The following is a 25292-nucleotide window of genomic DNA, read 5'->3' as shown; positions in this document are numbered from 1 at the left end:
TACCAATCAGTAGATCGCTTCCGCCTCACACATCGCGGCCAGCGCCGCGATGATGGTGGGCAGCTCACTGGCGATGAACTGCGCATTGGCAAAGACCTCATCGATCTCAACCTCGGATTGATCGCATAGAAATTCAACGCGATCACAGATATCCATCAGATGTACCACCTGCAGCAAGCGAACACCACCATTGACCCGGTGGACCAGATTGGACATGGTGCGAGGTTCAAACTTCGGCAACAACATCTGCAACTCAGCCAGGTCACGAACGAAGCTCCGATGTGCCTCAGCAACGAGATTGCGCGTCATTGCCTTATCGCCCCCCGTCAGTTCCCGCAGCGCCGAGCCGATGTCCATCTGCGGCTCAGTATCCGCCGTGACCGTATCAACACTCGTCTTCTCCCCCAGCTTTACCAACATGCTGGACAGCGTACTCAAACTCACCGGTTTGAACAGGCAATCATTCATGCCTGAAGCGATACATTTCGCCCGCTCCTCGGGCTGCGCGTTCGCGGTGAATCCGATGATCACGCAAGGCGGCAGACCACACGCTTTCTCGTGGCGCCGGATCGCGCGTGCCATGTCATGACCATTCATCACCGGCATATTGCAGTCGGTGACAACGACATCCACACGCTGCCCCAGCCAGCACTCCAAACCTTCACGGCCATCGGATGCGCTGCGCACGCTCTGGCCAAGGAAAGCAAGCTGTTGGGTCAACAAAGTGCGGTTGGCCGAATGGTCGTCCACCACCAATACCTTCATGCTCGGATGCCGGGTATCCACCGTCTGCAACACATCGATAGCGCCCGGAACTGCCGGCAGTATTTCCAGTGGCAAGTTGAGAACCACCGAAGTGCCTTCGCCCAGCGTGCTGCGGAGGGAAATGTCGCCCCCCATCAGCTCACACAGGAACTTGCAGATGGGCAGACCAAGGCCGGTTCCCCCCCGGGAGCTATGGCCATGATCGGCCTGCGCGAAGGGGTCGAACAAGCGCACTATGTCGGCCGCTGCGATGCCTACGCCAGAATCGGCGACCTCAAGTTGAAGTCGCATTCTCGCTTCGGCGACAGTTACCACGCTGACCCGGATGGTGACCTGACCACGATCAGTGAACTTGATCGCATTGCCGACCAGATTGGACAGTACCTGCTTGAAGCGCATCGGGTCGATCGAGACATCACAGTCAACTCCTGGATCCAGCTCCAAGCTGAGCTGCAGGGCTTTCTGCCGGGCCAGGCCATTGAAAACCCGCGCAACTGATTCAATCATCTCGCGCAGGTTCGCCCGTTTCGGACTCAGGCTGACATGCCCGGACTCTATGCGCACGACGTCCAGGATGTCACCAATGAGCTCCAACAGACCATGCGCGGAATCATAGGCAACCGCGATTGCCGACTTATCGAGCCGTCCCTGGTCAGCATGCTTCTGGGCAAGCTCCAACATGCCAATGATGGCACTCATCGGCGTACGTATCTCATGGCTCATCGTCGCCAGGAAGGTAGTCTTCGCCCGACTGGACTGATCCGCGGCATTGAGCGCCCGCCGCAGTTCCTCCATCAGGTGCAGGCGATCACTCACGTCAATCCATCCACAGACCACGCCTTTGGCCTGGCCCTGCGAATCGAAATAGGGGTAAATCCAATGGTAGATGCTTAGCACGCGCCCGGGCAGGTGCAGGGTCCGGTCCACTTCCAACGGCTTGCCGTTGGCCATCACCCACAGATAGTCGTCATGGAAACTCTGCGCTTCGCGCAGATCCAGCTTTGCCCCTTCCATTGAGGTTTTCCCGAGCACTTTCTTCTCGGTGACGGAAAGCATATCCAGATAGTTGGTATTGCATGTAACCAGTCGCCCCTGTTCATCGCGCACATAGATGGGGTGCGGTGTTCCATTGATCAACGAACGCATGAAGTTCAGCTGCTCACCCAGCGCATCCTCGGCGACTTGCAGACGACGGTACTGGGAACGGATATGCATGTTCCAGATCAAAGACACCAGGATCAACAGCAGCGCACCAGCAGTGATTTTGTAGATCAGACCACGGAAGTCCGTCCACGTCGCTGGTGACGCGTCCGGACGCGGCCGCCAGCGATTCTGGAAGATATCCACTTCATCCGGCGGAATCTGCAGCATTGCCTTCTCGATGATGCTGGCCAGCTCAGGCTTGTCCTTGCGTGAAGCGATGGCCAGCCAGGCCGGCGTGTCTTCAACCACATCGGACACACGCAGCCGCTCATCGTGCAGTACCGCCGTGTAGTACAAGGCCATCGGAAGAAACGCGATCGTTGCATCTGCCTTTCCGTCCTTCACCAATTTCATGGCCGCCGCCAAGGTATCGGTTTCGACGAACTGATAGTCCGTTGCAGGGATTAGCATTTCCTTGAGGGCGTGATGTGCGGGAAGCGCTATGCGCTTGCCACGAAGGTCGCTGAGCGAGACCACGGCATGTGAGTCTTCGCGCGTGATGATGCCGAACGAGGTCTGCACGAAAGGGCGCGAAAAATTGAAACGACGAGCGCGCGATGCAGTTGGAACCAACATCGTGAGATCGGCGCTTCCATCCTCCAACGCCCTCATCTGCTGATCCAGGCGCGATACACGCAACGGCATGAACTCCAAGCCAGTGCGCTGCGCGATTGCCCGCATGATGTCGGCGCTCAGGCCACTGAAGCGCCCGTCAGAGTCGAAATATGAGAGCGGTGCGGTGTCATTGCTGGTTGCAAAACGCACAACCGGATTGTCAGCTATCCAACGCTGCTCGCTGGCGGTCAGCTCTATCCGTGCGGTCGGCACCATACCACCACCGCCAGACCAACGCTTCAGCAACTCCGCGCCATGCGTCTGCTGAAGCTTTCCCAGCGCAAGATTGCTTACCCGCTCCAACGTCAACTCGTTTTCACGCAATGCGAACGCGAATCCGCCGGTATCGATGCCCGGCACGGCGAGGGTCCGGACGTAGTTGAAATAGCTCAGATTGACAAGGTAATTACTCGAAACCGTGTCTCCAAGGTAAATATCGGCACTACCGAAGGCCAGTGCAGCCAACGCCTGCTCACGAGAGCGATAGGTCGCAATGATCGCATCCGGGTACAGATCCCTGATCTGCACCTGCGGAAGGTAGTCTTCCGCCACCGCAATACGCATGCCGGCCAGCCCCTGCGGCATGTTTCTGCGCTCGGCTTTGCGCACGTACAGCACGGGGGTGTCCTCGACATAGCGCTGGGTCAAGCGCACTGCATGGCCAGCAAGCTCATAGTTGTTTGCACTACCAACCATATCGACCGAACCGTGCTCAAGTGCACGCAGCGCCGCCGCGCGGTCCGGATAGCGGACTACCCGCAGCTGGACGCCCAGCAGTTCGCCGATGGCTCCGAACACATCGGCGGTGATGCCTTCGTAGCAATCGTTGCCAGAGAACACTTCAAGCGGCGAGAAACTCGGAGGCGCAACACCCAGAACCAGAACACGCTTGTTCTGCACCCAGTCCCTGTCACCGTTGCCAAGCTCCAATGTCGGATTTGGAATGGTATTGCGCGCAAACAGGGTCAAATCCCTGACGGGCGCGGGGGCCGCAAAGGCGGCATCTACGGCTACTGCATAGAAGGCAACAAGAAGGCATGCCGCACGCACGAAGCTACGCCTCAATATGAACTGCGGCATGGTGGTTACTCAGCTACTGAATCAACTAGTGACGAGGCTGTGCTGGAGTTTGAACAACTCCGCATCGGTGCGAACCCCGAGTTTTCGAAAGGCAGCCTGTTTCTGGCCACTGATGGTTTTCATGCTGCGCATGAACTTCCGCGATATCTGTGAAACCGACATCCCATCCAGACAACAACGCAACACCTCGCGTTCCTTGGGCGACAACGATGGTTCATTCAACAAACGCTGGCCACCCTTGATATCAACCGATGCGCGCCCGGCAGGTAGTGGCTGTCGACCAAGTCGATAGGCCAATCCAGGCGAAACATAGGTTTCGCCCGAGGCCACCTTGCGGATGGCCTCAACCAGCAGCTCGGCACTCTCTGACTTTCCGAAGAAGCCGTTTGCACCAACACTGAGCGAAAGATTTACGACGGAAGGCGATTCCGCGGAAGATGCGACAAGGATGCAAAGCCGCGGGAAACGGCGGCGTATCAGGCCTATGAGATGAAGGCCATCCAGCTCGCCCGAGCCCAACGCATAATCGAGCACCAGCAGATCTGCCGGAGTGCCACTCAATGAGGCAAGAAGATCACGGCTATTGGAATAGACACCAACAACCTTGAGATCCGCTTCGCGCGACAGGCGAAGCTCCAAAGCCATCTGTATCAGGGAATGATCATCCAACACCGCAACGCGGAGTGGCGCCATGATTGACCATTTCATTGCATCAACTCCTCTGCACTACAAAAACCCCAGAACATCACTCACGTGCCAATTTGCCCGTCATTCGGCACTTCTGATCTCTTCAGGCAATCCGGCAATTCCTGTGAAGCTTCCAATCCCGCATTCAAATGACACCAAGCCACTTGACGAAAGCCATTCCTTCAGTTGCGGGCGGGTGTTCGTCGCGTCTCCACACGGAGTACAACGCGCCGATTCGGCGCATGGCAGGCCCGTTGCTGGTCAATACCGCCATAGCAACCATGCTTTACCAGCATGCGGCTTCCGGCACTGCTTGACTTCAGCATCGACTGCGGCAATCCGCTGTTGATCAAGGCACTGCGAACAGTGTCCGCCCAACGTTGGCCGAGCGCCTGATTATCGGCGACTGTACCGATCGGGTCGGTGTGCCCTTCAACCTCAACGCGGGATATCTGCGCATTCTCACGCTGCAGATCAGCAAGCAGGACACTGATCTGACGCATGCCGACGGCGCTCATACCGTGACGAGCATTGAATGACGTATCCGCAGGCAGGACGTATTCGCGCAATGCAACCGTTGGTGCATCGAGGTAACCATAGTGACGACAGGGCTCAACCTTCGATGCACGCGAAAGCAGGTGTATCTGCCTGCGCTGCCTGTCCAGCTCATTCGAAGCAACAGCACGGGTGACCGGCATGGGCTGGTTGCCCCCCTCTTCCCGGACCTTGAGGTAGTACGTGGTGCCGCCCTTGAAGGTTGCCGCATACAGCTCTTCGTTCTTCCCGGAGTACGTTGGCGCGTCATCCAGATAGGAGCCCAGCATGTGCCTCCCGGGGGCCAGACAGAACGCGGTGTAGCCTCCGGGCTTCAGGGCGGTGATGAACTCCCGATCCAGGTAAACATTCGCTACTGCAGCACCAGAGGCGTCTTTGCCCCGGTAGTAGACAACCTGTGACTGGTCCTGCCCAACCGCCGCCACTGCCGTGTATGCGCCGCCGTAGGCATGGTGGTTCGCGGCCACCGCCGTGCTGACTGCGGCCAGCGCGCCCACGGCAGCGACCAACATCAGTACGGACATACCCTTTACTCGATCCACTACCGCGCAGCACATCTGAACATCACTCCGTAACGCCCGCCAACGTAATCAAGGTTGGCGGGGGCCAATAGCCAATGCGGAACAGCGACAACCTGCCGCAACTCCACTCCAAGCGCCTTACTCGCGGCGCGCGTAAACCTGGACCACGACCCGCCGGTTCGGCGAGTTGCAGGAAATGAGATGTGCGCGATCACCCAGGCAGTCGTCGACCAGCAAGTCGCGGCGCCCCTTGGATTGCACAGTGATGGACCCAACCGACAAGCCACTCTCGATCAGCATCTGACGCACCGTTTGTGCGCGCATCAAACCCAAGGTTTCGTTGAACGCATCGCTGCCGATCGGATCGGCGTGACCAACCACATCAATGCGATCAAGACCAACACCCTCCCGCTGGAGCTCACGTACGATCGCGGCGACGGCACGCCGCCCGTCTTCACGCACGTCCTCGTAGCCGGCCTTGCCGAATGCGAACAGCACGTCACCGGACAGGCTGTAGACCTGTGGTTCCACGGCTGCAATGTGATTGCACGACTTCACCGCGGAGGCGCGCGATAGCAGATGCGCCTGACGCGGGCTGTTGGCCAACGCGCGTTCCGCATCGACGCGGGTGACCGCCGTAGGCAGCCCCACACCCGCCTCGCTTACCTTCAGGAAATAGGTCTTGCCGCCTTCCAGGGTAGTGCGGGGCTGCGCCTTCTTTCCCTCGTAGCGCGGCGCGTCATCCAGTACCGCGTTCAAACCATGGGCGCCCGGCGATACACAGAACACGGTGAAACCACCCGGTAGCAAACTGGTGTGGAATTCGTTGTCAATGTATACGTGCGCGGTATTGGCAATATGGCCAGCCGTACCATCGCGGTAGTAAACCACCTGGCTCTGATTGGCAGCTACGGCGGGCACCGATTGATAGGGGTCCGAGAACGCCGATGCCGGAATTGCAGCGTATGCGCCCGCATGAACAAGCAGAGAGGCCGTTGCAGCAACAATTGCCGTCGCAGCGTGTTTCATCGTTACATTCAAAGACATGCCATTTCCTTAAGATCATTGTCTGCGCGCCTGTCACCGCGAGTGGCGATCACTTCGCTTCCGCTGTGAAGGGGCGTACCTGGTTGGACTCTCAGGCGAAACCATATGCCCTGCTGACCACGTCTGAACGCAGCCACGTTGCAAAGCACTCCACCTCATTGCTACCAGTATGTTTTTCGCCGGAGACCGTATACATAGGGAAAGTCTCAAATTCCACATCACTGCAATGTAGGAAGCGCCGGGCAACACCCAGGCGACAGAACAGCAACTCCAATCCGGCGCCTGTGCGAACACCTGCATGGCAGCCTTTATGTCGCCCTCACTTCCCCGCGCTCAACCAGCGCACCAGCGCACCGGCGCTCGCGTACTGCCGGACCACCGCCTGATAGCCATCGAACCGACTGGACACCTCGCCGATCTGGTTGTTGTAGTGCTCACTTTCAGAAGAAAGCACATCCAACAGCGTCCGTCGGCCAAGGTGATACCACTGCTCATAGAAGGCCGCGCGAATCTTGTCCGACTCGAGCGACAAGCCGCGGTAGAGATCCGCGCGGTCGGCCAGCGAGCGCGCATCCTGATTGGCCGCACGAATACGGTACTCAAGATCCTGGATCTGCTGTTCGGCGCCCATCCAACCAGCCTGCGCTCGTTGCCGTGCTGCCTGCTCTGAAGCACGGCCCGAGCCGCCACGGAATGCGGACCATGAAAGGGTCAAACCGGTCTGCCAAGCAGACTCGCGTCCGTAGATGTCCTCACCGGTGCTCTTGCTCACCACCCAGTTGACCTGAGGCCGCAACGCTGAACGGACTGCATCAGCCTGCGTGTCTGCGGAGCGAGCCGAAGCTTTTGCCTGCAGCACTATCGGGTGGTGCAGCGACTCGGCCAGCAACCAACTCAGCTCCGGCAAGCGGATATCCCAGTACTGCGAACCCGGCAAGCTCGGCAATGCCCGATCGCCGACCATGCGGCGCAGGTTGATCTCGATATCACGCGCCTTGGATTCGGCAGTACTGCGCGATGCCTCGGCCTGCAGCAGACGTGCCCGCGCCTGGGTCAACTCACTCACCCGGCCCGAATCGACAGCAACGATGCCCTCAAGCATTTTCACCAACTCGGCCATGCGATCGACGTAGCGCTGGCTGGTTTCGACCACAATGCGCTGCTTGGCCAGCTCAACCAGGTTGGACGTGACATCGTAAGCCGAGGACTCCAGCTGCGCCTGTACCGCAGAATCCGCCGCTTCGGACAGATGCGTGCGGCTCTCGATGGTTTTGCGAACACGGCCCCAGTCAAACAATGTGGTGGTGATGCCCAACGTCAGCGAAGGGTCAGCAGTGCCGGAGGCTGCGGTAGCGCCAAATTCGCGGGACAAGCCGCGTGCGCTGATGTCCAGCTGTGGGTAACGCTGGCCCTTTGCCTCCAAGATGTCAGCCTTGGATGCGGCGTACTGCGCCAACGCTCCGGCGACAGCTGGACTACGCCCTGCGGCCGCATCGACCATGCTCAGGAACATCGTGCGCAGCTCCGCCTCCGGCACCTCGCCGTTTCCGGCAATCCGCGCCGCCGCAATCGTGCCACCAGGAACGGGCTGTGGCACCGCCAGCTGCACGCTTTGCGCCACGGTGGGTTCGTTGCTGCTTGCAGGCGCCGGCTCACTGGAGATATCAGGCAATTGAACGCGGCCCACCGGCAAACGCTCGAATACAAGCACGTCCTCCATAACAGCGCCAGCCGATGGCAAGGCAAGGCTCTCACGCACAGACTGCACGACGGCAGATGGCACCGCGGCGCTGTCGATTGCGCCGCGTTCGGCGCCCGGCCTTTTCTGATCCGCGGCGATATCACCGACAACGCTGCGCGGCGCGACCTGTTCGAACTGCAACAGTTCATCATCTGCCCTCGCCTGGCTGCTGAGGGCTGACATGCAGGCCAATGCGATTGCCGAGAAGGTAACCAAGGGCCTCCGCGTCATGTACTTCTTCTGGAACCCAGGGTCCAAACCGAAACTGCTCATCCGCAACCTCAAAAATATTCGCTTCCAGAAACAGGAAGACCGTGTTTCGGGCAAAACAAGGCAATTGACCGGCAACCCGACACTGATCCCCTTGCGAGGTTCAACGTTGGCCACCAAACTTTGCCTTCAACCGAGGCACGCGCCGTAGCAGCGAAACCTGGAACAAGCTGCCTTACCCGACGCAGCTTCGATGGGACGCAAGCGTAAAAATACGCGCCCCCCAAGTACATGGGACACGTCCTAAATGCTTGCGACCGAGCCAGCTCAAAGCCTTTGTCAGCGGGCTTTGTGCGCAGCCAGCGGTGCACATGAATGTCGGAACCACTCTCGGCCGCGCACCTCTATTGGACGGACCGGCCGCGGCTCACCAATCAGAAACAACGAACCAGCCTGCCTGGCAAATACGCTTGTTGTGCTACCAACATGAGCAGCCCCGCATCAGGCCAGTGAAAGAGTACGACGACCGCCACGCACCCAAAGCAGTCCTGCCAGCCTCAAGCAATCTGAAGCATGCAATGGAATTTGAATATGAGAATCGACTTGTTTCGATGAACGCTACGAACCGGTCGCGACCCGATTGATGGTCAGAATCGAGCTCGCTTGCGAATCATTCCCAAGCAGCATCGCCCGCGAAAACACCATCTCGCGAGATACAGTTGCGACGTTGAGAACTGGTTGAAGCTGGAAGGCAGGTCAAGAATGCCCGCCGTGAGCTTGCCATTTTCGATGTGACTTACCACGTCTGGAATTCCAAGTACGGCGGCATGGAAACTTCGGACGTGCAGCGCTAGCGCGACCTTGAAGCCGAGTACGCAAAGGCCAAGCGGATGTACGCCGAACTGGCGATGGAGAAACAAGCGTTGAAGTATCTGATTGCAAGAGAGACAGGCCCGGCGCACAAGCGCCTGCTTTTGCCCTGAATACAGGAATGCACGGCGGGAGCGAACGCCGGGCCTCTGTGGCGATTGGGATGCCACGGTCGACGGTAGCTGGTCGATCGACTTCCTGTCCGATGCGCTTTGGGATGGGCGACGGTTCCTGACATGCGACGTAATCGACAATTTCAGCCGCAAGGCTTTGGCCATCTGCAAGAACATCGCACTGGATTTCATCGCGCCAGGACGGCCAATGCAGAACGGCTTCATCCAACGCTTCAGTGGCAGCTTTCGACGTGGCGTGCTGGATATGCACGTCTGCCGCGATCTCGGAGAAGTACACGAACAGACAGCGCAGCGGCTGACCGACTACAACACCGAGATACCTCACCACAGCCTCGGTTCGCTTACGCCCGCCGAACTCCGCCAGTACCACAAACAGGAAACCCCCAATTTGGTCTGGCATTGAGATCCGGGGAGTCGACAAATTTCCGACAGGTGCAAGCCTGACAAAGGCATGATGGGGAGTTCAATCGAACTCCCCATCATCGGGCTCCCTCATCAGCCAAATTGCAGTTCAAGCATCTGGTTTGCGTCGATCATGCCTGGTGCCGGCCAGTCAGCCCTGACTTCCATCTGATTGGTGCGGGCCTGCCAACTTTCCTGCACGCTGACATCACCATCAGCGTGTTGATTGTCAATTGGCACCCCGCAAGCCGCGACATCGCGCTTTCCAGCGTCTTCCACGAACATCCCGACCTGCCCATCCAACAACAGGTCCCCAATTGAAAGCGTGGTTTCCGCAACTGCCTCCGCTGCAAGTGCACGCGAAGGCATGGTTACCACGAGGACCCAGGCTTCCGAAGGCGGACTCAGATTCGCCGCCACATCAACCGAATGGAACGTAATCCTGTGCTCGCCAAAGCCAAGAACCTCAGTGGTATAGCTCCAGCTGCCGTCTGCTGCGACTGAGGCAAAGCCGATCTCATCATCGTTGTCGAAAACGAGGATCGTCGTACCCGGCTCTGCCTTGCCCTTGAACGTTGGCGTACGGTCATCAGTAACCGCACCGTTCTGCAGGCTTCCCGTCCAGGAACCGGCGTTGTCGTGCACATCTTCGACAACCGGACGGTCCGGCGCAACCGTATCCACATTGACCTGAAACAGGTTGCTGACCACACTTTCAGCTCCGCCAGCACTGACCGCCAGAGCGGTCAATCCGTAGTAACCATCGGCAATCGCCAGCTCTGGGGTGAATGCCCAACGCCCATTCGAACCAACTACTGTCGTTCCGAGCAGTACACCGTCCAGATAGATTTCGATGGCCTCGCCTGCCTTTCCGTTTCCGTTTATGGTTGGCCTTGCGTCATCGGTGCTACCACCGCTCTTGATCAAACCCTTGAAACTGCCCACATCATCTGTGATGTTCAGTATCTTCGGCGTGGTCGGCAATGAGGTATCAACCGTGAAGCCGAACTCATCCGACGGCACACTCACGTTTCCGGCAGCATCCATTGCTTCAACGCTCAGCGCATGCGCACCCTCGGACAAGGCAGCGGGCGGATCAAAAACCCACTTGCCATCACTGCCAGCGAGTACCCGACCAAGCTCAACATCACCATCCTTGATGATCACGGTACTGCCAGCCTCCGCCCTGCCGCTGATCCTTGGCCTGGCATCATCCGTACTCGCGCCAGCCAGAACATCGCCGGTGCGCGCCCCCTGGTCGTCATACACCGAATCAATCAGCGGCTTTTCCGGTGCTACGGTATCAATGATGATGTCGAACATGTCCGAAGGTTGGCTGACATTTCCGGCCTTGTCCTCAGCCTTCACGGTGAACTCATGCACGCCATTGAGTAGCGGAGGGCTGGGCGTGAAGCTCCAATCACCCGACTCCCCAGCAACCACGCTGCCGAGCAGACTGTCCTTGTCGTAGACGTGCACCGTACTACCTGCCTCGGCCTTTCCGGACAAGGTCGGGGTGGTGTCATCGGTGCTCTCGCCCTTGCTCAAGGCGTTCTGCGGGAAGCCAACATCGTCCTTTACCTCGACGATGGTCGGCGTATCCGGCGCGGTGACATCGATGTTGAAATCGAATGCATCGCTGGGATCACTCTCACCGTGAGCCACCGTGGTCACGGTTGCAACCAGGCTGTGCGCACCGCCACCCATCGCTTCCGTCACGGTCATGCTCCACTGGCCATCGCTCCCTGCAGTGGCCTGACCCAACAACACGTCACCTTCGTAGATCTTGACGATTCCGCCAGGCGTAGCCTTGCCATGCAGCGTCGGCGTGGTGTCATCGGTCACACCGCCCTTGCTGATCGCACCGGTGATCTTGCCGACATCGTCGTTGGCGCCATCGATGGAAACCTGCAGCTTTGAAGTATCCACGGTGAACTCGATCATCTCCGACTTCGGACTGATGTTGCCAGCCTTGTCCATTACTTCATAGCTGAGCTTGTGGACTCCGTCGACGAGTACTGGCAACGGGGTAAAGCTCCAGACGCCGCTGGCATTGACTGGCGCGCGCCCAATTTCCTCGCCATCGTCATAGATGACTACTGTGGCATTGGGCTCGGCGACACCATTGAACGTTGGGGTATTGTCATCGGTGATGGTGCCGCTGGTGATGACGCCGGTGATGGTGCCAGCGTCATCCCACAACACCGCATCTGTTTCGACCGGCGCCACGGGCGGCGTAGTGTCCACGATGATCGGGTACTCGCCGGTCGGGTCACTTGCATTACCCACACTGTTGATGGCTTTGGCCGTGATCTTGTGCAGGCCATCGACCAGTTCTACGCCCAGCGTGTAGCTCCACTCGCCATTGGCGGCAACCAAGGTGCTGCCAGCCAAACTTCCATCCACATATACCGATATCGTCATGCCTGCCTGCGCAGTGCCGTTGATGGTCGGCCTTGTATCGTCGGTGACATCATTCTTCTGCAGATTGCCGGTTACCGCGCCCACGTCATCAACCACCGAAGTGATGGTCGGCACTGCAGGCAGGTCCGGGCTACCCAGGGTCAGATCAAAGCGGTCCGAAGGCGCGCTGATATTGCCCGCGGCGTCAATTGCCTCGGCGGTCAGCTTGTGCAGCCCCAAACCCATCGGCAGGAACGGTTCAAACGTCCACTTGCCGTCAGCATTCGCCATGGCATACCCGATCTCCAGACCGTGATCCCGGATAACGACCTTGGCGAAAGCCTCAGCACTACCACTGATGGTCGGCTTGGAATCGTCGGTGATATCGCCGGAGTTGAGATAACCCGTCTGGCCTCCTTGATCGTCATATACCAGCTCGATCACCGGCGGCGCTGGCGGAGCCGTGTCGATGACGATGGCGAAGCCGTCCGATGCATCACTGACGCTGCCAGCCCGGTCCTGAGCCGTCACACTGAACAGGTGCTCGCCATCGTCCAGTGCTGGGGTCACGGTGTAGTTCCACCTGCCTGACGCATCGGCGAGCGTTGTGCCGAGCAGGTCACCGTGATCGTAGATGCGCACGGTGCTGCCGGCCTCCGCCTTGCCGGACAGCGTCGGGGTGGTGTCATCGGTGCTCTGACCTTGAGCGAGCGGGCCTCGTGGCTCACCAACGTCATCATATACCTGCTCGATCGTTGGCTTGTCGGGAGCGCTTGTGTCGATGATCAGGTCGAACGTGGGACTATGCCCGCTCTCGCCCTTTGCTTCCGTGCTTACCGTGGCGCTCAGGCTGTGCATGCCCTCGCTGAGGGCCAACGGCGGGGTGAACTCCCACTTTCCGTCGGCACCGGCAGTAGCCTGCCCAAGCAATACAACGCCCTCGTAGATCTTGACGGTGCCACCCGCAGTAGCCGTTCCAAACAAGCGAGGCTGTGTATCATCCGTCACGCCACCGCTCATGAAAGCACCCGTAACCACACCCACATCGTCGTCAGCGGCGTAGATCTCAACCAGTTCTGGACGGGTATCGATCAAGAATTCGGTGGGTGGGGATTTTTCGCTCAGGTTGCCCGCGCGGTCGACCGCAGCGTATTCAAGGATATGCAGACCGTCTGCCAGCGGGATGTCTGGCGTGTAGCTCCACTTGCCGCCCCCATCAACAGGTACCCACCCGATCCGATTGCCCTTGTCATAGATGATCACCGTCGAGTACGGCTCAGCCTCGCCTTCTACGGTGGGGCGGTTATCATCGGTGGCGCTACCAGCAGCGATCTGCCCAGTGATACGGCCCTCATCATCCTTCATGCCGGTGATGACCGGAATATCTGGAACCACTTTGTCGACGATGATGATGTAAGGGGCAGAGTCTTCGCTTACATCTCCATTCGGGTACTCATGCACGATGGAGACGATGTGCTGGCCGTCGGCCATCGGGTAGCGTGGGATGAACGACCACTCACCATTTGCATCAGCCACGGTATGGCCGATCAGTTCGATACCGTCATAGACATGGACGATCACACCAGGCTCGGCCTTGCCCATGATCTTCGGACGGCCGTCATCGGTGACGCCACCATTCTGGATGACGCCGGTAACCGCCCCATGATCGTCCCACATCGCATCGATGACAGGAGCCGTATCGGCACCTTCCACGACAACGGCACCTGCTGCATCAACCTCCACCAAAGCGGCGACAATCGCGTTACCACGATCTTCATTGATGCTGTCCGTCTTGGCGCTGCTTGTCTCGACCGGCACAACGGCCGTCGTGTCCACCATCGCCGGCGTTTCGCTTTGCTCCGGCAGCATATCGGGCAACTCTGCCCCACCCCATGCCGCCGGCTGCCCCGAGCTGCACGCTACCGCTGCCAGCACACTGGCATCATGATCCGGCGCAGGAGCGGACATGACATGACTGGACGCAGGGGCTACATGCTCCTCCGCATCAGCTGCCGCATTAGCCGGGACAACCGGCTGAACAGTGCGTGGCGCAACCGCGGCCACTACCGGGACCAGATCCGGCAGCACCCTAGCATCAGCTGCGAGCACCGGCCCATGCACAACCAGCCGCCGCAAGACCGAATCGCGCTCAACCATTTCTGAAACTTCCACCCCTCCTACATCAGTGAGCACCACAAAGGGCTGGCACTTGCCATCAGTGTCCAGGCTGAACAGCTGGCTGTTGCTTCCAAAGAATCCATCAACGATCAGGACCTCGTACTCGGCACCCTGCACGCTTTCCGCTACATGAAGGTTATCTCCAACGCGCTTGACCAGAAAATCGGCGTTGGCTCCCGTTGAATCAGCCAGCGCGAACTGGCTGTCGAAACCGGCACGGAGGCGTTTTACGCCCCCTTTGCCCAATACAGCCAAAGGCCGCGAGAGGGCCGCCGAGCCGCCACTCAACATCGATACTATCGAAGTCATCTTTCCATCCACTCTTTTGGTAATCGAATGAGAAACCCCTGCTGCGGGAATGATTCCCAAATGATCAGGGGGCTAAGAAACCTTTTCCGTCAGAATCCCGCCCTGCCCCCTTGGAGCGAGACAAAAACTCCTGACACGTAGATATGTCGTCTCCTTCAGCAAAGACATGTTCGCCGCCGGAAAACCGCTGTATTGCTGATTACCGCCAACCGATGCCGAAGCAAACACCAGCCGCGCATTGATCTGCGTTCAAGCACAGCGCTTTCAGATAGTGTGGAGCTCAACCGGTGTGGCGCAACCTGGAACCAATGCGTGCAAGCAGGTGGCAATCGCAACCGGAATTATCTATAGGGAGTTCTGGACCAGACATAGGAGTGGCCTCAAAAGAATATGGAAATGCGCGCCCCACCAACGCCGTTCAGGGGAAGTTTGTCTTCAATAAATCCACACTTGAATGTGCCAACAAAACTTCGATCAGACGCAATCAGCTCGAAACTCAAGTAATGTTTTATCCATGAAACAAGCCCCCAAAGAACTGAGGTTCGCAGTCACCTGCATCCAAGAACCTTCGAAAAACTGACAACATTAGAGCGGCAAAAAAAACGGGACGCCGTAGCATCCCGTCTCTACTTCGAAAATTTTCTGCATGGAAATGCTGTGAGCAGAATTCCACTAAGCAGGCGCCACCGTACGGTGCCAAGCGGCTCCCGCTGCACAGCCACCGGCAAGATCCCAACTCGGATGCGGACACAGAAACACCTCTCAAGAACTCGGGTCGTCAAGCACGCGGTTCGTCAGTTTCTTGCAGCATGGTGGTTCAAGCCCGGGGAGCCCTCAAGGCTCCCCGGTTCAACAATCAGCCATTCATTGATTGGGAAAGCTGGTATACATCGTCCATGTTCGCAGACGACGTCCACTCGCTTGCTGCCTGCACGCTCCCAGCATTGAGCACCCAACTTTCCTGCGCACCCTCATCGATAGCAAGCGCTGCCAACGGCACTTCCCCAGCGCTACTATGCGCATCAACCGAGCGTGCACCGTCGGCAAAGACTTCAACCTGCTCAACAACCAGCAGATCCTGCACGGAGAGCACTTCAGCAGCGTCCCCACCCTTGTCGACGGAACGGGTATCCGGCGCAATTACTACAACCCAAGGATCCGACGCTTTGCTCACGTTACTGGCCGCGTCGACAGCGTAGAAAGTGAACTGCTGCTCGCCGAAAGGAAGGATTTCCGCGGAATACGTCCAGGTTCCATCCGCAGCGACCTGAGCGAAGCCTGCTTCTTCACCATTGACAAAGACCATGATGACCGAATTGGGTTCGGCTTTACCGCTGAAGGTCGGCGTCCGGTCATCTGTTACCTGGCCATTTGACAGGTAGCCGATGGAAGCCCCTGCGTTATCGTAGACCGTTTCAATCGTGGGCTTCTCCGGAGCCACCGTATCAATGCGGATGTTGTAAGTGTTGCTGACCGCACTTTCCGCACCACCAGCGCTGATGGCAACCGCATTGAAGGCATACAACGCGTCCGGCAGCCCCGTGTCCGAGGTAAAGGTCCAACGTCCCGTTTCATCAACCACTGTACGACCAAGCTCTGCCCCATTGACGCGGATCTCGATGGTCTCGCCGGCCTTACCGGTGCCGTTGAAGGTTGGCTTTGTATCGTCGGTAGTACCGCCACTCTTGAGCAGACCGACGTAGCCGCCCACATCGTCACGCACATTGGTGATACGCGGCGTGGTCGGCGGTACGGAATCGACGGACAGTTCGAAACTGTTGGACACTTCGCTGGTGTTGCCCGCCGCATCAACGGATTCAGCAGTGAACCTGTGCTCGCCCTCTGCCAGTGCGGTGCTCGGCTCAAACGTCCAGTTTCCCTCCGAGTCCGCCACCACACTGCCGATCTTCTCACCCTTGTCCTTGATGATGACGGTGGAGTTGGCTTCGGCCTTGCCACTGATAGTCGGGATTGCGTCGTCGGTAGCATCACCCGAGCTCAAATAGCCGGTGCTCGCCCCTTGATCATCGAACACCGTCTCGATCACCGGCTTGGTTGGCGCGGTGATGTCGATGTTGATCGGGAACGCGTCGGAGGGCTCGCTGGGATTCCCCGCCTTGTCCACGGCGACTACCGTGAAGCTGTGCGGGCCCGCGTTCAGCGGCGTGGTCGGGGTGAAGCCCCAATTGCCATTGGCATCGGCCACCACACTACCCAGCAGGCTGCCACCGTCGTAGATCTTCACGATGCTGCCGGCCTCGGCCTTGCCGGCCAGCGTCGGGGTGGTGTCGTCGGTGTCCTGACCCGCGACCAGCTTGCCGGTGATGCTGCCAACGTCATCGGTGATGCTGTCGATGCTCGGCTTGTTCGGCGGGGTCACATCGATGCTGAAATCAAATGCACCGCTGTGCTTGCTCTCACCATTGGCTTCGGTGGTGATGGTTGCGGTCAGGCTGTGTGCACCTTCAGCCAGCGGCGTGGCGGGGGTGATGCTCCACTTGCCTTCGGCATCGACCACGGCTTCGCCCAGCAGCACGCTGCCTTCGTACAGCTTGACCGTACCGCCAACCGTGCCCTTGCCGTGCAGCGTCGGGGTGGTGTCATCGGTGATGCCACTCTTGCCGATCTCACCGGTCACGTCGCCGGCATTGTCGGTTGCACCGTCGATGCTGACGACCACATCGGTGGTGTCGACCTCGAAGTTGATCGGGACGGACTTGTCACTGACGTTGCCCGCCTGGTCCACCACCTCATAGCTGAAGCTGTGGTTGCCATCGTCCAGGCCCGGCGACGGGGTGAAGCTCCAGTTGCCTGCGGCATCGCTTGGCACTTCGGCGATCTTGTTGCCGTTGTCATAGATGATGACCTTGCCGTTCGGCTCGCCCTTGCCTGCGAAGGTCGGGGTCGCATCATCGGTCGTCATGCCATCAGTGATCGGGCCGGTGACCTGACCCTCATCATCGGTCAGCGTTGCGTCGCCGACGCCCGGCTTGTCCGGTCGGGTGGTATCCACGTTGATCGGAAACTTGCCGGTCTCCGGGCTGATGTTGCCAACGATATCGGTGGCCTTGGCAGTGATGTTGTGCAGGCCATCGGCCAAGTCGGCCGTGGGGGTGAAGCTCCACTCGCCATTTTCAGCAGCCACGGCGGTACCTGCCAACATCTTGTCGATGTAGACAGACACGGTCATGCCCGGCTGGGCGGTGCCGTTGATGGTCGGGCGTGCGTCGTCGGTGAAATCACCCTTCTGCAGAGCACCGGTAATGCTACCGACGTCATCAACCACTGATGTGATCGACGGTGCCACCGGAGCACCCGAATTGTGCACAACAAGGTCGAAGCGTTCCGACGGCTCGCTTACGGCCCCTGCGGCGTTCACCGCTTCAGCGGTCAACTTGTAGCTGCCTTGGGCCAGCGGCAGCGATGGTTCAAACGTCCACTTGCCGTCAGCGCCAACAGGCGCGCGGCCGATCTCAACACCATCATTCTTGATGACTACGATGGTACCGGCTTCAGCGGTGCCCTTGATGGTCGGCTTGTTGTCATCAGTGATATCACCAGACTTCAAAAACCCGGTCTGATCACCTTCGTCGTCATACACCGACTCAATCACTGGCTTTGCCGGCACGTTGGTATCGACAACAATCATGTATTCATCGGATGCGTCGGAGCTGTTGCCAGCCGGATCGGTGATTATCACTTCGAAGATATGCTCGCCTTCACCAAGCGCGTCTTCCGGAGTGAAGGTCCAGGTACCGTCATCGCCAACTTCCACCTCGCCAATGACCTTGCCATTGTCGATGATGGTGACGGTGTCACCTGCATCACCCTTGCCGGACAAGGTTGGCTGGCTGTCATCGGTGACACCACCATTGCTGATCGGGCCGGTAATCAAGCCCTGGTCATCGATGATGCTCCCGATACCTGGCGTGGCCGGCGGGGTAGTGTCGATGGTGATGACGAATTCATCGGAAGGACCGCTGCTGTTGCCGGCCGGATCAGTGATCACAACCTCGAACACGTGCTCGCCTTCGCCCAAGGCCTCTTCCGGGGTGAAGGTCCACTTGCCGTCCTCGTCAACCAGTACTTCACCGATGACGTTGCCGTTATCGATGATGGTGACAGTATCACCCGCATCGCCCTTGCCAGTCAGCGTCGGTTGCGTGTCGTCGGTAACCCCGCCATTGACAATCAGCCCGGTAATAGAACCCTGGTCGTCCTCAATATTGCCAATGCCAGAATTGGCCGGCGGAGTTGTATCGATGATCACCACAAACTCGTCCGAAGGACCGGAACTGTTACCCGCCGGGTCAGTAACGACAACTTCGAAAACATGCTCGCCTTCGCTCAGCGCTTCTTCTGGCGTGAAGGCCCAGTTGCCATCGTCGCCGACGACGATTTCACCGATGACGTTGCCATTGTCGACGATGGTGACGGTATCACCCGCATCACCCTTGCCCGACAGGGTTGGCTGGTTGTCGTCGGTCAAACCGCCATTCTCCACCGGACCGGTGACAGCACCTTGGTCATCAACGATGCTGCCGATTCCCGAATTTCCCGGCGGTGTGGTGTCGACGATGATCACGAACTCATCGGACGGTCCACTGCCATTGCCGGCCGGATCGGTAATCACAACCTCGAAAGAGTGCTCCCCTTCCTCCAGCGCATCTTCCGGGGTGAAGGTCCAGTTGCCATCATCGCCAACCTGCACTTCGCCAACCACTTTGCCGTTGTCGATGATGGTAACGGTATCGCCCGCATCACCCTTGCCGGTCAGTGTCGGCTGGCTGTCGTCAGTGATGCCGCCGTTCTCGATCGGACCGGTTATCGGGCCGTGGTCATCAATGACACCACCCAGTTCAGGCTTGCCTGGTGCAGTGGTATCGACGATCACCACATACTCATCCGACGGCTGGGAGCTGTTACCCGCCGGGTCGGTCACTACGACTTCAAATACGTGCTCGCCTTCGCTGAGCGGCTTGTCCGGAGTGAACGTCCAGCTACCATCCTTGCCAACCTGAACTTCACCAATGACCTTGCCGTTGTCGATGATGGTGACGGTGTCGCCCGCATTCCCCTTACCCGACAGCGTCGGCTGGGTGTCGTCCGTATGACCACCGTTGATGATGGGGCCGGTAACCGCACCCTGATCGTCGATGACGCTCTCGATACCCGGCTTGGTCGGCGCGGTGGTATCAATGATGATCACGATTTCTTCGGAAGGGCCCGAGCTGTTGCCGGACGGATCCTTGACCTCGACCTGCAGGGAATGCTCGCCATCACCCAGATCCTTCTCGGGGGTGAAGCTCCAGTTGCCGTCACCATCAACGATGACTTCGCCGATGACCTTGCCGTTATCGATGATGACTACCTTGTCACCCGGCTCCTGACCCGAGCCAACCAAGGTCGGGCGGCCATCATCCGTCACGTCACCAGGCTTGATGACGCCCTTGTGGGGCCCCTTGTCGTCAATAATCGAGCCAATGCCCTTGTTATCCGGCGCAGTGGTGTCCTTTACCTTGTTGCCGCCGCCCTTGTTGTGCTCGACGATGGCGCCACCAACGAGGCTGCCCAAGCCAGCCAATGCCCACGGCAACATCGCACCACCGCCAGCAACCATCAAACCTTCACCGAAACCGGCCAACTGCGGGTAGCCAAGCGCCAGCGGGGAAGACATGCCGTCCATCAGGAACACCGCCTCGCTATCACTATCGCCATCAGCCGCGACGTACTCGTGATACTGGCCGTCTTCACCCTGTCCAATCAGCTGACCGCCGGAACCAAAAAATTCCTCGATGATCAGTTCCGGCTGATCCGGATTCGAGCCCTCAAGCGCTACATGCAAATTCTTTCCTATGCGCTTGACGGTGATGTTCTCGGGACCGACGCCACCAACGTCTTCGGCAAGCAGATACCGAGCGCCCTTGACCGCTTTCACACGGGCGGACTTGCCACCCTTGGCATCGGCCAGTGGCTTGTTCAGAACAATGGTCTTATCACTGACTACGGAAACGCTGACGTTCATCGCTGAAGCACCTGAATGATCATGAATTTATTTGGAGGAGCCTCTATTTCAGGCGCCACAGAGTTAAACCGCCCATCCACGGTCGGTTTCATAAGTGGGCGCAGTATCCGCATCGCGTCGCAAGCGATACATAGGACGAGTCTCAAACAATCGCCTCTTTTGCGCCGAAGGCCTATACACACACGAGTGCATACCAAGCCGACGTCCCCCCGCTTTCAGTAGCGGGGCCCTTTAGAGTCCAGATTTAATCGTAGCGGCTTTGGCCGCCAACTGTTGGGCATAGGCGGCCGGTGTCAGGCCGCCTAAGATCTTCTTCGGTCGTTCCTCGTTGTATTCCCGCCGCCAGGTTTCGATCTCGGTACGTGCGTGCAGGCGTGTGGGAAACCAGTGCTCGTTGAGGCATTCGTCGCGTAGGCGGCCATTGAAACTCTCGATGTAGGCGTTCTGATTTGGCTTTCCTGGCTGGATCAAACGCAACTGCACGCCTCGCTCGTAGGCCCATGCCACCATCGCCTTGCCGCAGAACTCCTTGCCGTTGTCGGTCCGGATCACCTGCGGCAGACCTCGGGTCAGTGCCAGCCGGGCCAGCACCCGTGCCACGCCGTAGCCGGAGATCGCCCGCTCCACCTCAATCGCTACCGCCTCGTGCGTGGCATCGTCGACGATCGTCAGCGCCTTGATTACACGACCCTCGGCTGTGCGATCGAACACGAAGTCCATTGACCAGACCTGATTGGCTGCCTCCGGCCGCAGCAACGGTTGACGCTCGCCCAGCAGCACTTTCTTACGCTTGCGCCGACGCACCTGCAACTTGGCCTCCTGATACAAGCGTTCCACCCGCTTGTAATTCACCGGCCACTGCTCCTGCCGCAACTTCAGGTAGATCATCCCCACGCCGTAGCGTTTGTGTCGCTGTGCCAGCGCCAGGATACGCTCGCGAAGTTCGACATTGCGATCGAGGCGCGGGACATAGCGCAGTGCGCTGGCGCTCATCCGTACCACGGCCAGTGCCCGCCTCTCTGTGAGCCCGCGCTCCATCAAATGCCGCACCAGCGTCCTGCGCGCCGGTGCGCTCACCACTTTTTTCGTAGGGCGTCCTTGATAACGTCGTTCTCCAGCAACTGCTCGGACAGCAGCTTCTTCAGCCGGGCATTCTCCGCCTCCAGCTCCTTGAGTCGCTTGGCCTCCGGCACACTCATGCCGCCGAACTTGCTGCGCCACAGGTAATAGGACGCCTCACTAAACCCGTGTCGGCGGCACAGCTCTTTCACCGCCATGCCGGCCTCTGCCTCACGCAGGAAGCCGATGATCTGTTCTTCGGAAAAGCGCTTCTTCATGTCCAATCTCCGTCTCGTTGGGGATTGAGCTCCAAATCGCTGCGCTACTCAAAATCGGGGGGACGTCGAAGCCAGAAGATCGAAAACCGGACAGCCGGCCTTTTTAGTCCACATTCGTCTCCGCCAAGTCACGCGCCAGCGCAGTTCACACAGATATGTCGGCCCCCCTCACGCGTCGTTTTCTGTACCGCATGGCGCCCCAAGATTCTGGAGATGGTCAACCTCCCGCTCGCCAACCAGACAATACAAATGCCGACGGGACGCTAACGCGTCCCGTCGGGTTCGAACGATGGTAGTGGGCGCTCGATCCGCTCTCAATACGCCAAGTGCGATGCCAGGCTGGAGTCAAACAAGTCCGGATTCAAACCATGCGACGATGCCACCCAACCGTCGAGGCCCCTGCCGACCAAGCCTGGAGAGCTTCCTGCAACCTCACCGGAAGAGAACAGCTCATGCTCAACCGGAGGCAACAACGCATGCACTCCATCTTGGCCTTCCGTCTGTACGGAATTTCGTGACTCGATCGTATAGATAGCTGCATTGTCGCTACCGGGGGCACCGAAAGCGCTATCCGTGTTACTCCAGGCACTGAAGTCGGCCCCTTCCTTTCTATTGTAAAGCGTGGCACCCACACCGGCCTGCACCAACACCTCAGCTCCGACCACTGAGTGCTTGTAGGAAACATAGCTATTGCCATCGATTAGCACCATTGCGCTACTCCGCACCCAATCGCCAAGATCGCCAGGCGTCTGCCAATCAGTATAATTTTCCTTCAGATCAAAACCTCCGATCAGTTTATCGCTCAGAAGTATCGTCCCCCCAGCACCTGTACTCTGCGCTTTAACCATCATCTGCACTCGACTTACGTCACCACTATAGAAGGCATCGACACTGCCATTGCGGAGCACATCCGAAAGATTCAGCAACACTGTTTTCGAATTGGTGGAGCTGAATTTCCCAAGATCAAGCACCTCCATGGAACTGACATTACTGAAATCGGTGACATGCCCAGTAGCAGCGATTTTCAACGTATCAATGCCGCCGCCGCCATTGATCCCCTTCGGAGATCCGTTGAGATACGGCTGCAAATTCATATTGACGGTCACCACATCGCTGGCGTCAGAACCAAAGAAACTCTGCTTGGCGGATGTGATGATGTTGGGATCACGCGTGTCCGCGCTGCCACTGATTACCACCTCGTACGGCTGCGACAGCGTCCCGATGGTGCCGCTCTTTCCAATGACCTGCGCCGTAACGGAGAAATCCTTGCTGGCACCCTGCAGCAGCAGCTGATCCGCTGGCATCCTGATGATCGCACTCCCTGCATCGATATCCGCCTTGGTAAGCACTTGTTGATGGCTGACTGTGCCCCAACGGATATGCACGCTGTCGCCCTGCCTTGCTCCGGTGTCGGCCAGCGAAAGCTCAATCAATGAGCCATCAGCCGCCTTTGCTTCGGTATAGGTATCTTCCGCCTCTGGAATACGCACGATTACAGGTGCGCCAGCGCCTAGAACCTGGACAAACTTCGAATCGGAGACGCCGATGGACAGCCCACTCGATCGCTCGGCAATCCGAACTTCAGCAGTCCAGTTTTCCTGCGGCAGCCCGGTTTGAATAGCAGCCCAGGAACCCTCGGCGAACACAGCATTCACCCAGGTTTTCCCACCATCCGTTGAGACCTGCACCACCATATCAGGAAGCAGGAACGCTGTGCCTTCGATGGCACCGTAGACAATACGAGAACCGGAGCTATCCGTTTCCGCTGTCGATATTGAAATTCCAGTCGGGCGTCGCTCACCCCACTGCAAGGCATCAATGTACATGGTATCAACGTTTGAGCTGCTGCCGACAGCAGCAGTTATCACTACCGACGCGATCAACTTTCCCTGCGGCGCCTGAAAGACTTCCTTCGCATAACTCTCAATAGCTTTGAGGGCATGCATTCCAACCAAGTCTCCATTTACATCATAGTAAGCTACGGAATGTCCAAACGCAGGCCCACTCGTCCAGTAACTAAATGACACCTTTTCGGCTTCAACTGGCAGAGCCATTTCGACCCTCGCCCCTTGATTGAGGTAGATGTTGTTACGCAGATCCTCCCATCTGATACCGGTATTGTTTGTTTGCTGGCCGTAGTAATGGATGCCGAATGTTCCACTTACAACCAGGCCCGACGCGTATACAAGACCCTCGGCGTGCGTCGTATGGTGACTTGGATCAAACTCATTGAAGTTCTCGTAGCCACCAACAGAACCTACGTCAACAAGCCGGAAACCAAAGACGCCCGATGACGCGCCGGTATTGCCCTGCGCATCCACCTCGGTGGCAACAAGGTTGTGCAGCCCTTTGCTCAACGCCTCCAACGGCTGGTACGACCAGTTGCCTGCCGCATCCACCTGCACACGCGCCAATTCGACACCATTGTCGGTCAGCATGAGAATGCTGTTCGGCTCGCCCTTGCCAACGATCAGCGGCGTATCGTCGTCGGTGACGGCACCACTCTTCAATGCACCCGTTGCCATACCTGCATCGTCGTAGATCGACTCGATGCTCGGTGCAACCGCAGGAACCAGGCTCACGGTGAAATTGAACACCTCCGAGGGCGCACTAACAGTGCCCGCCTGATTCACCGCAACCACGGTGATCGCATGCGCACCGTTGATCAACGCTACGTCCGGCGTAAAGCTCCAATTGCCCTCGGCATCAGCTCGCACGCGCCCAATTTCTGAACCAAAATCACGAATGATCACGATACTGTTGGCCTCGGCCTTGCCACTGAAGGCTGGCTGGGTATCGTCGGTGCGACCACCACTTTGCACGGGCCCATGCACTTCACCCACATCGTCATAAACGCTGTCGATGGTCGGTGCACTCGGCCGCGAGCTGTCAATGGTGATCACATACTGCGTGCTCGCCGCCGTGCTGTTGCCTGCCGCGTCCGCGGCGCTGATGGTGAATGTATACGTGCCATCCAGCAGCGGCGTGCCCGGGGTGAAGCTCCACTTCCCGTCCGCATCGGCGACGGTGCTGCCCAGCAGGACGCCATTGGCCATTACGCTGACCGTGCTGCCCTTCTCCGCCTTGCCCGACAGCGTCGGCGTGGAATCGTCAGTGCTCTGGCCATTCTGGATCACGCCAAGCACGTCGCCTGCATCATCCAGCACCTGCTCGATGGTTGGCTCACTGGGCGCAGTCAGGTCCACTTCC

At 58.5% G+C, this 25292-nt stretch carries 10 protein-coding genes and 1 pseudogene; 2 read left to right on the top strand and 9 right to left on the bottom strand.

The annotated features are described in order from the left end of the window. Positions 1–6 precede the first annotated feature (6 nt). From ACVOL0_RS09820 to ACVOL0_RS09800, 5 genes are all read right to left on the bottom strand, one after another. On the bottom strand, positions 7–3663 hold the full coding sequence (locus tag ACVOL0_RS09820; RefSeq protein ID WP_481548925.1) for a transporter substrate-binding domain-containing protein: 3657 nt from the start codon (positions 3661–3663) through the stop codon (positions 7–9). A 21-nt stretch (positions 3664–3684) separates the two neighbouring features. After that, complete coding sequence (locus ACVOL0_RS09815) at positions 3685–4371, bottom strand: response regulator (protein WP_481548924.1); 687 nt, start codon at positions 4369–4371, stop codon at positions 3685–3687. Positions 4372–4532: 161 nt separating this feature from the next. Beyond that, on the bottom strand, positions 4533–5429 hold the full coding sequence (locus tag ACVOL0_RS09810; protein WP_481548923.1) for an OmpA family protein: 897 nt from the start codon (positions 5427–5429) through the stop codon (positions 4533–4535). Positions 5430–5564: 135 nt separating this feature from the next. Next, on the bottom strand, positions 5565–6473 hold the full coding sequence (locus ACVOL0_RS09805) for an OmpA family protein (protein ID WP_481548922.1): 909 nt from the start codon (positions 6471–6473) through the stop codon (positions 5565–5567). Between the two features lie 319 nt (positions 6474–6792). After that, the gene (locus ACVOL0_RS09800; RefSeq protein ID WP_481548921.1) at positions 6793–8397 is read right to left on the bottom strand and encodes a TolC family protein; all 1605 of its coding nucleotides are present in this window, start codon (positions 8395–8397) and stop codon (positions 6793–6795) included. Here ACVOL0_RS09800 and ACVOL0_RS09795 point away from each other — a divergent pair. Continuing rightward, positions 8396–8635, top strand: coding sequence for a hypothetical protein (locus ACVOL0_RS09795; RefSeq protein ID WP_481548920.1), 240 nt, complete (start codon positions 8396–8398; stop codon positions 8633–8635). The genes ACVOL0_RS09800 and ACVOL0_RS09795 overlap by 2 nt on opposite strands. Before the next feature lie 523 nt (positions 8636–9158). Beyond that, positions 9159–9831 (top strand): annotated as a pseudogene (locus ACVOL0_RS09790) (integrase core domain-containing protein). Between the two features lie 92 nt (positions 9832–9923). On the opposite strand, the gene ACVOL0_RS09785 reads toward ACVOL0_RS09790, so the two are convergent. From ACVOL0_RS09785 to ACVOL0_RS09770, 4 genes are all read right to left on the bottom strand, one after another. Continuing rightward, the gene (locus ACVOL0_RS09785; protein ID WP_481548919.1) at positions 9924–14102 is read right to left on the bottom strand and encodes an Ig-like domain-containing protein; all 4179 of its coding nucleotides are present in this window, start codon (positions 14100–14102) and stop codon (positions 9924–9926) included. A 1474-nt stretch (positions 14103–15576) separates the two neighbouring features. Continuing rightward, a complete protein-coding gene (locus ACVOL0_RS09780) occupies positions 15577–20745 on the bottom strand; it encodes an Ig-like domain-containing protein (RefSeq protein WP_481548918.1) in 5169 nt (1722 codons plus the stop codon). Between the two features lie 231 nt (positions 20746–20976). After that, positions 20977–22082, bottom strand: a protein-coding gene (locus tag ACVOL0_RS09775; RefSeq protein WP_481548917.1) for an IS3 family transposase whose coding sequence is annotated in 2 segments (ribosomal slippage) — positions 20977–21824 and positions 21824–22082 — 1107 coding nt in all. Because the reading frame shifts where the segments join, the coding sequence is not laid out codon by codon here. Between the two features lie 314 nt (positions 22083–22396). Further along, the coding region (locus ACVOL0_RS09770; RefSeq protein WP_481548916.1) for an Ig-like domain-containing protein at positions 22397–25292 on the bottom strand (2896 nt) is incomplete at its 5' end.

Source organism: Stenotrophomonas sp. STEN021, from assembly GCF_056760175.1.
Note: the sequence above shows the minus strand (reverse complement) of the source record. Positions and strands in the feature narration are given on the sequence as shown.

What these genes read in the sequence shown, in the direction of transcription:
- ACVOL0_RS09785 (WP_481548919.1), bottom strand. Translation starts at nt 14,102, where the DNA reads ATGCTGCCGGAGCAAAGCGAAACGCCGGCGATGGTGGACACGACGGCC.
- ACVOL0_RS09815 (WP_481548924.1), bottom strand. Translation starts at nt 4,371, where the DNA reads ATGAAATGGTCAATCATGGCGCCACTCCGCGTTGCGGTGTTGGATGAT.
- ACVOL0_RS09810 (WP_481548923.1), bottom strand. Translation starts at nt 5,429, where the DNA reads ATGTCCGTACTGATGTTGGTCGCTGCCGTGGGCGCGCTGGCCGCAGTC.
- ACVOL0_RS09780 (WP_481548918.1), bottom strand. Translation starts at nt 20,745, where the DNA reads ATGAACGTCAGCGTTTCCGTAGTCAGTGATAAGACCATTGTTCTGAAC.
- ACVOL0_RS09805 (WP_481548922.1), bottom strand. Translation starts at nt 6,473, where the DNA reads ATGTCTTTGAATGTAACGATGAAACACGCTGCGACGGCAATTGTTGCT.
- ACVOL0_RS09800 (WP_481548921.1), bottom strand. Translation starts at nt 8,397, where the DNA reads ATGTCAGCCCTCAGCAGCCAGGCGAGGGCAGATGATGAACTGTTGCAG.
- ACVOL0_RS09820 (WP_481548925.1), bottom strand. Translation starts at nt 3,663, where the DNA reads ATGCCGCAGTTCATATTGAGGCGTAGCTTCGTGCGTGCGGCATGCCTT.
- ACVOL0_RS09795 (WP_481548920.1), top strand. Translation starts at nt 8,396, where the DNA reads ATGCAGGCCAATGCGATTGCCGAGAAGGTAACCAAGGGCCTCCGCGTC.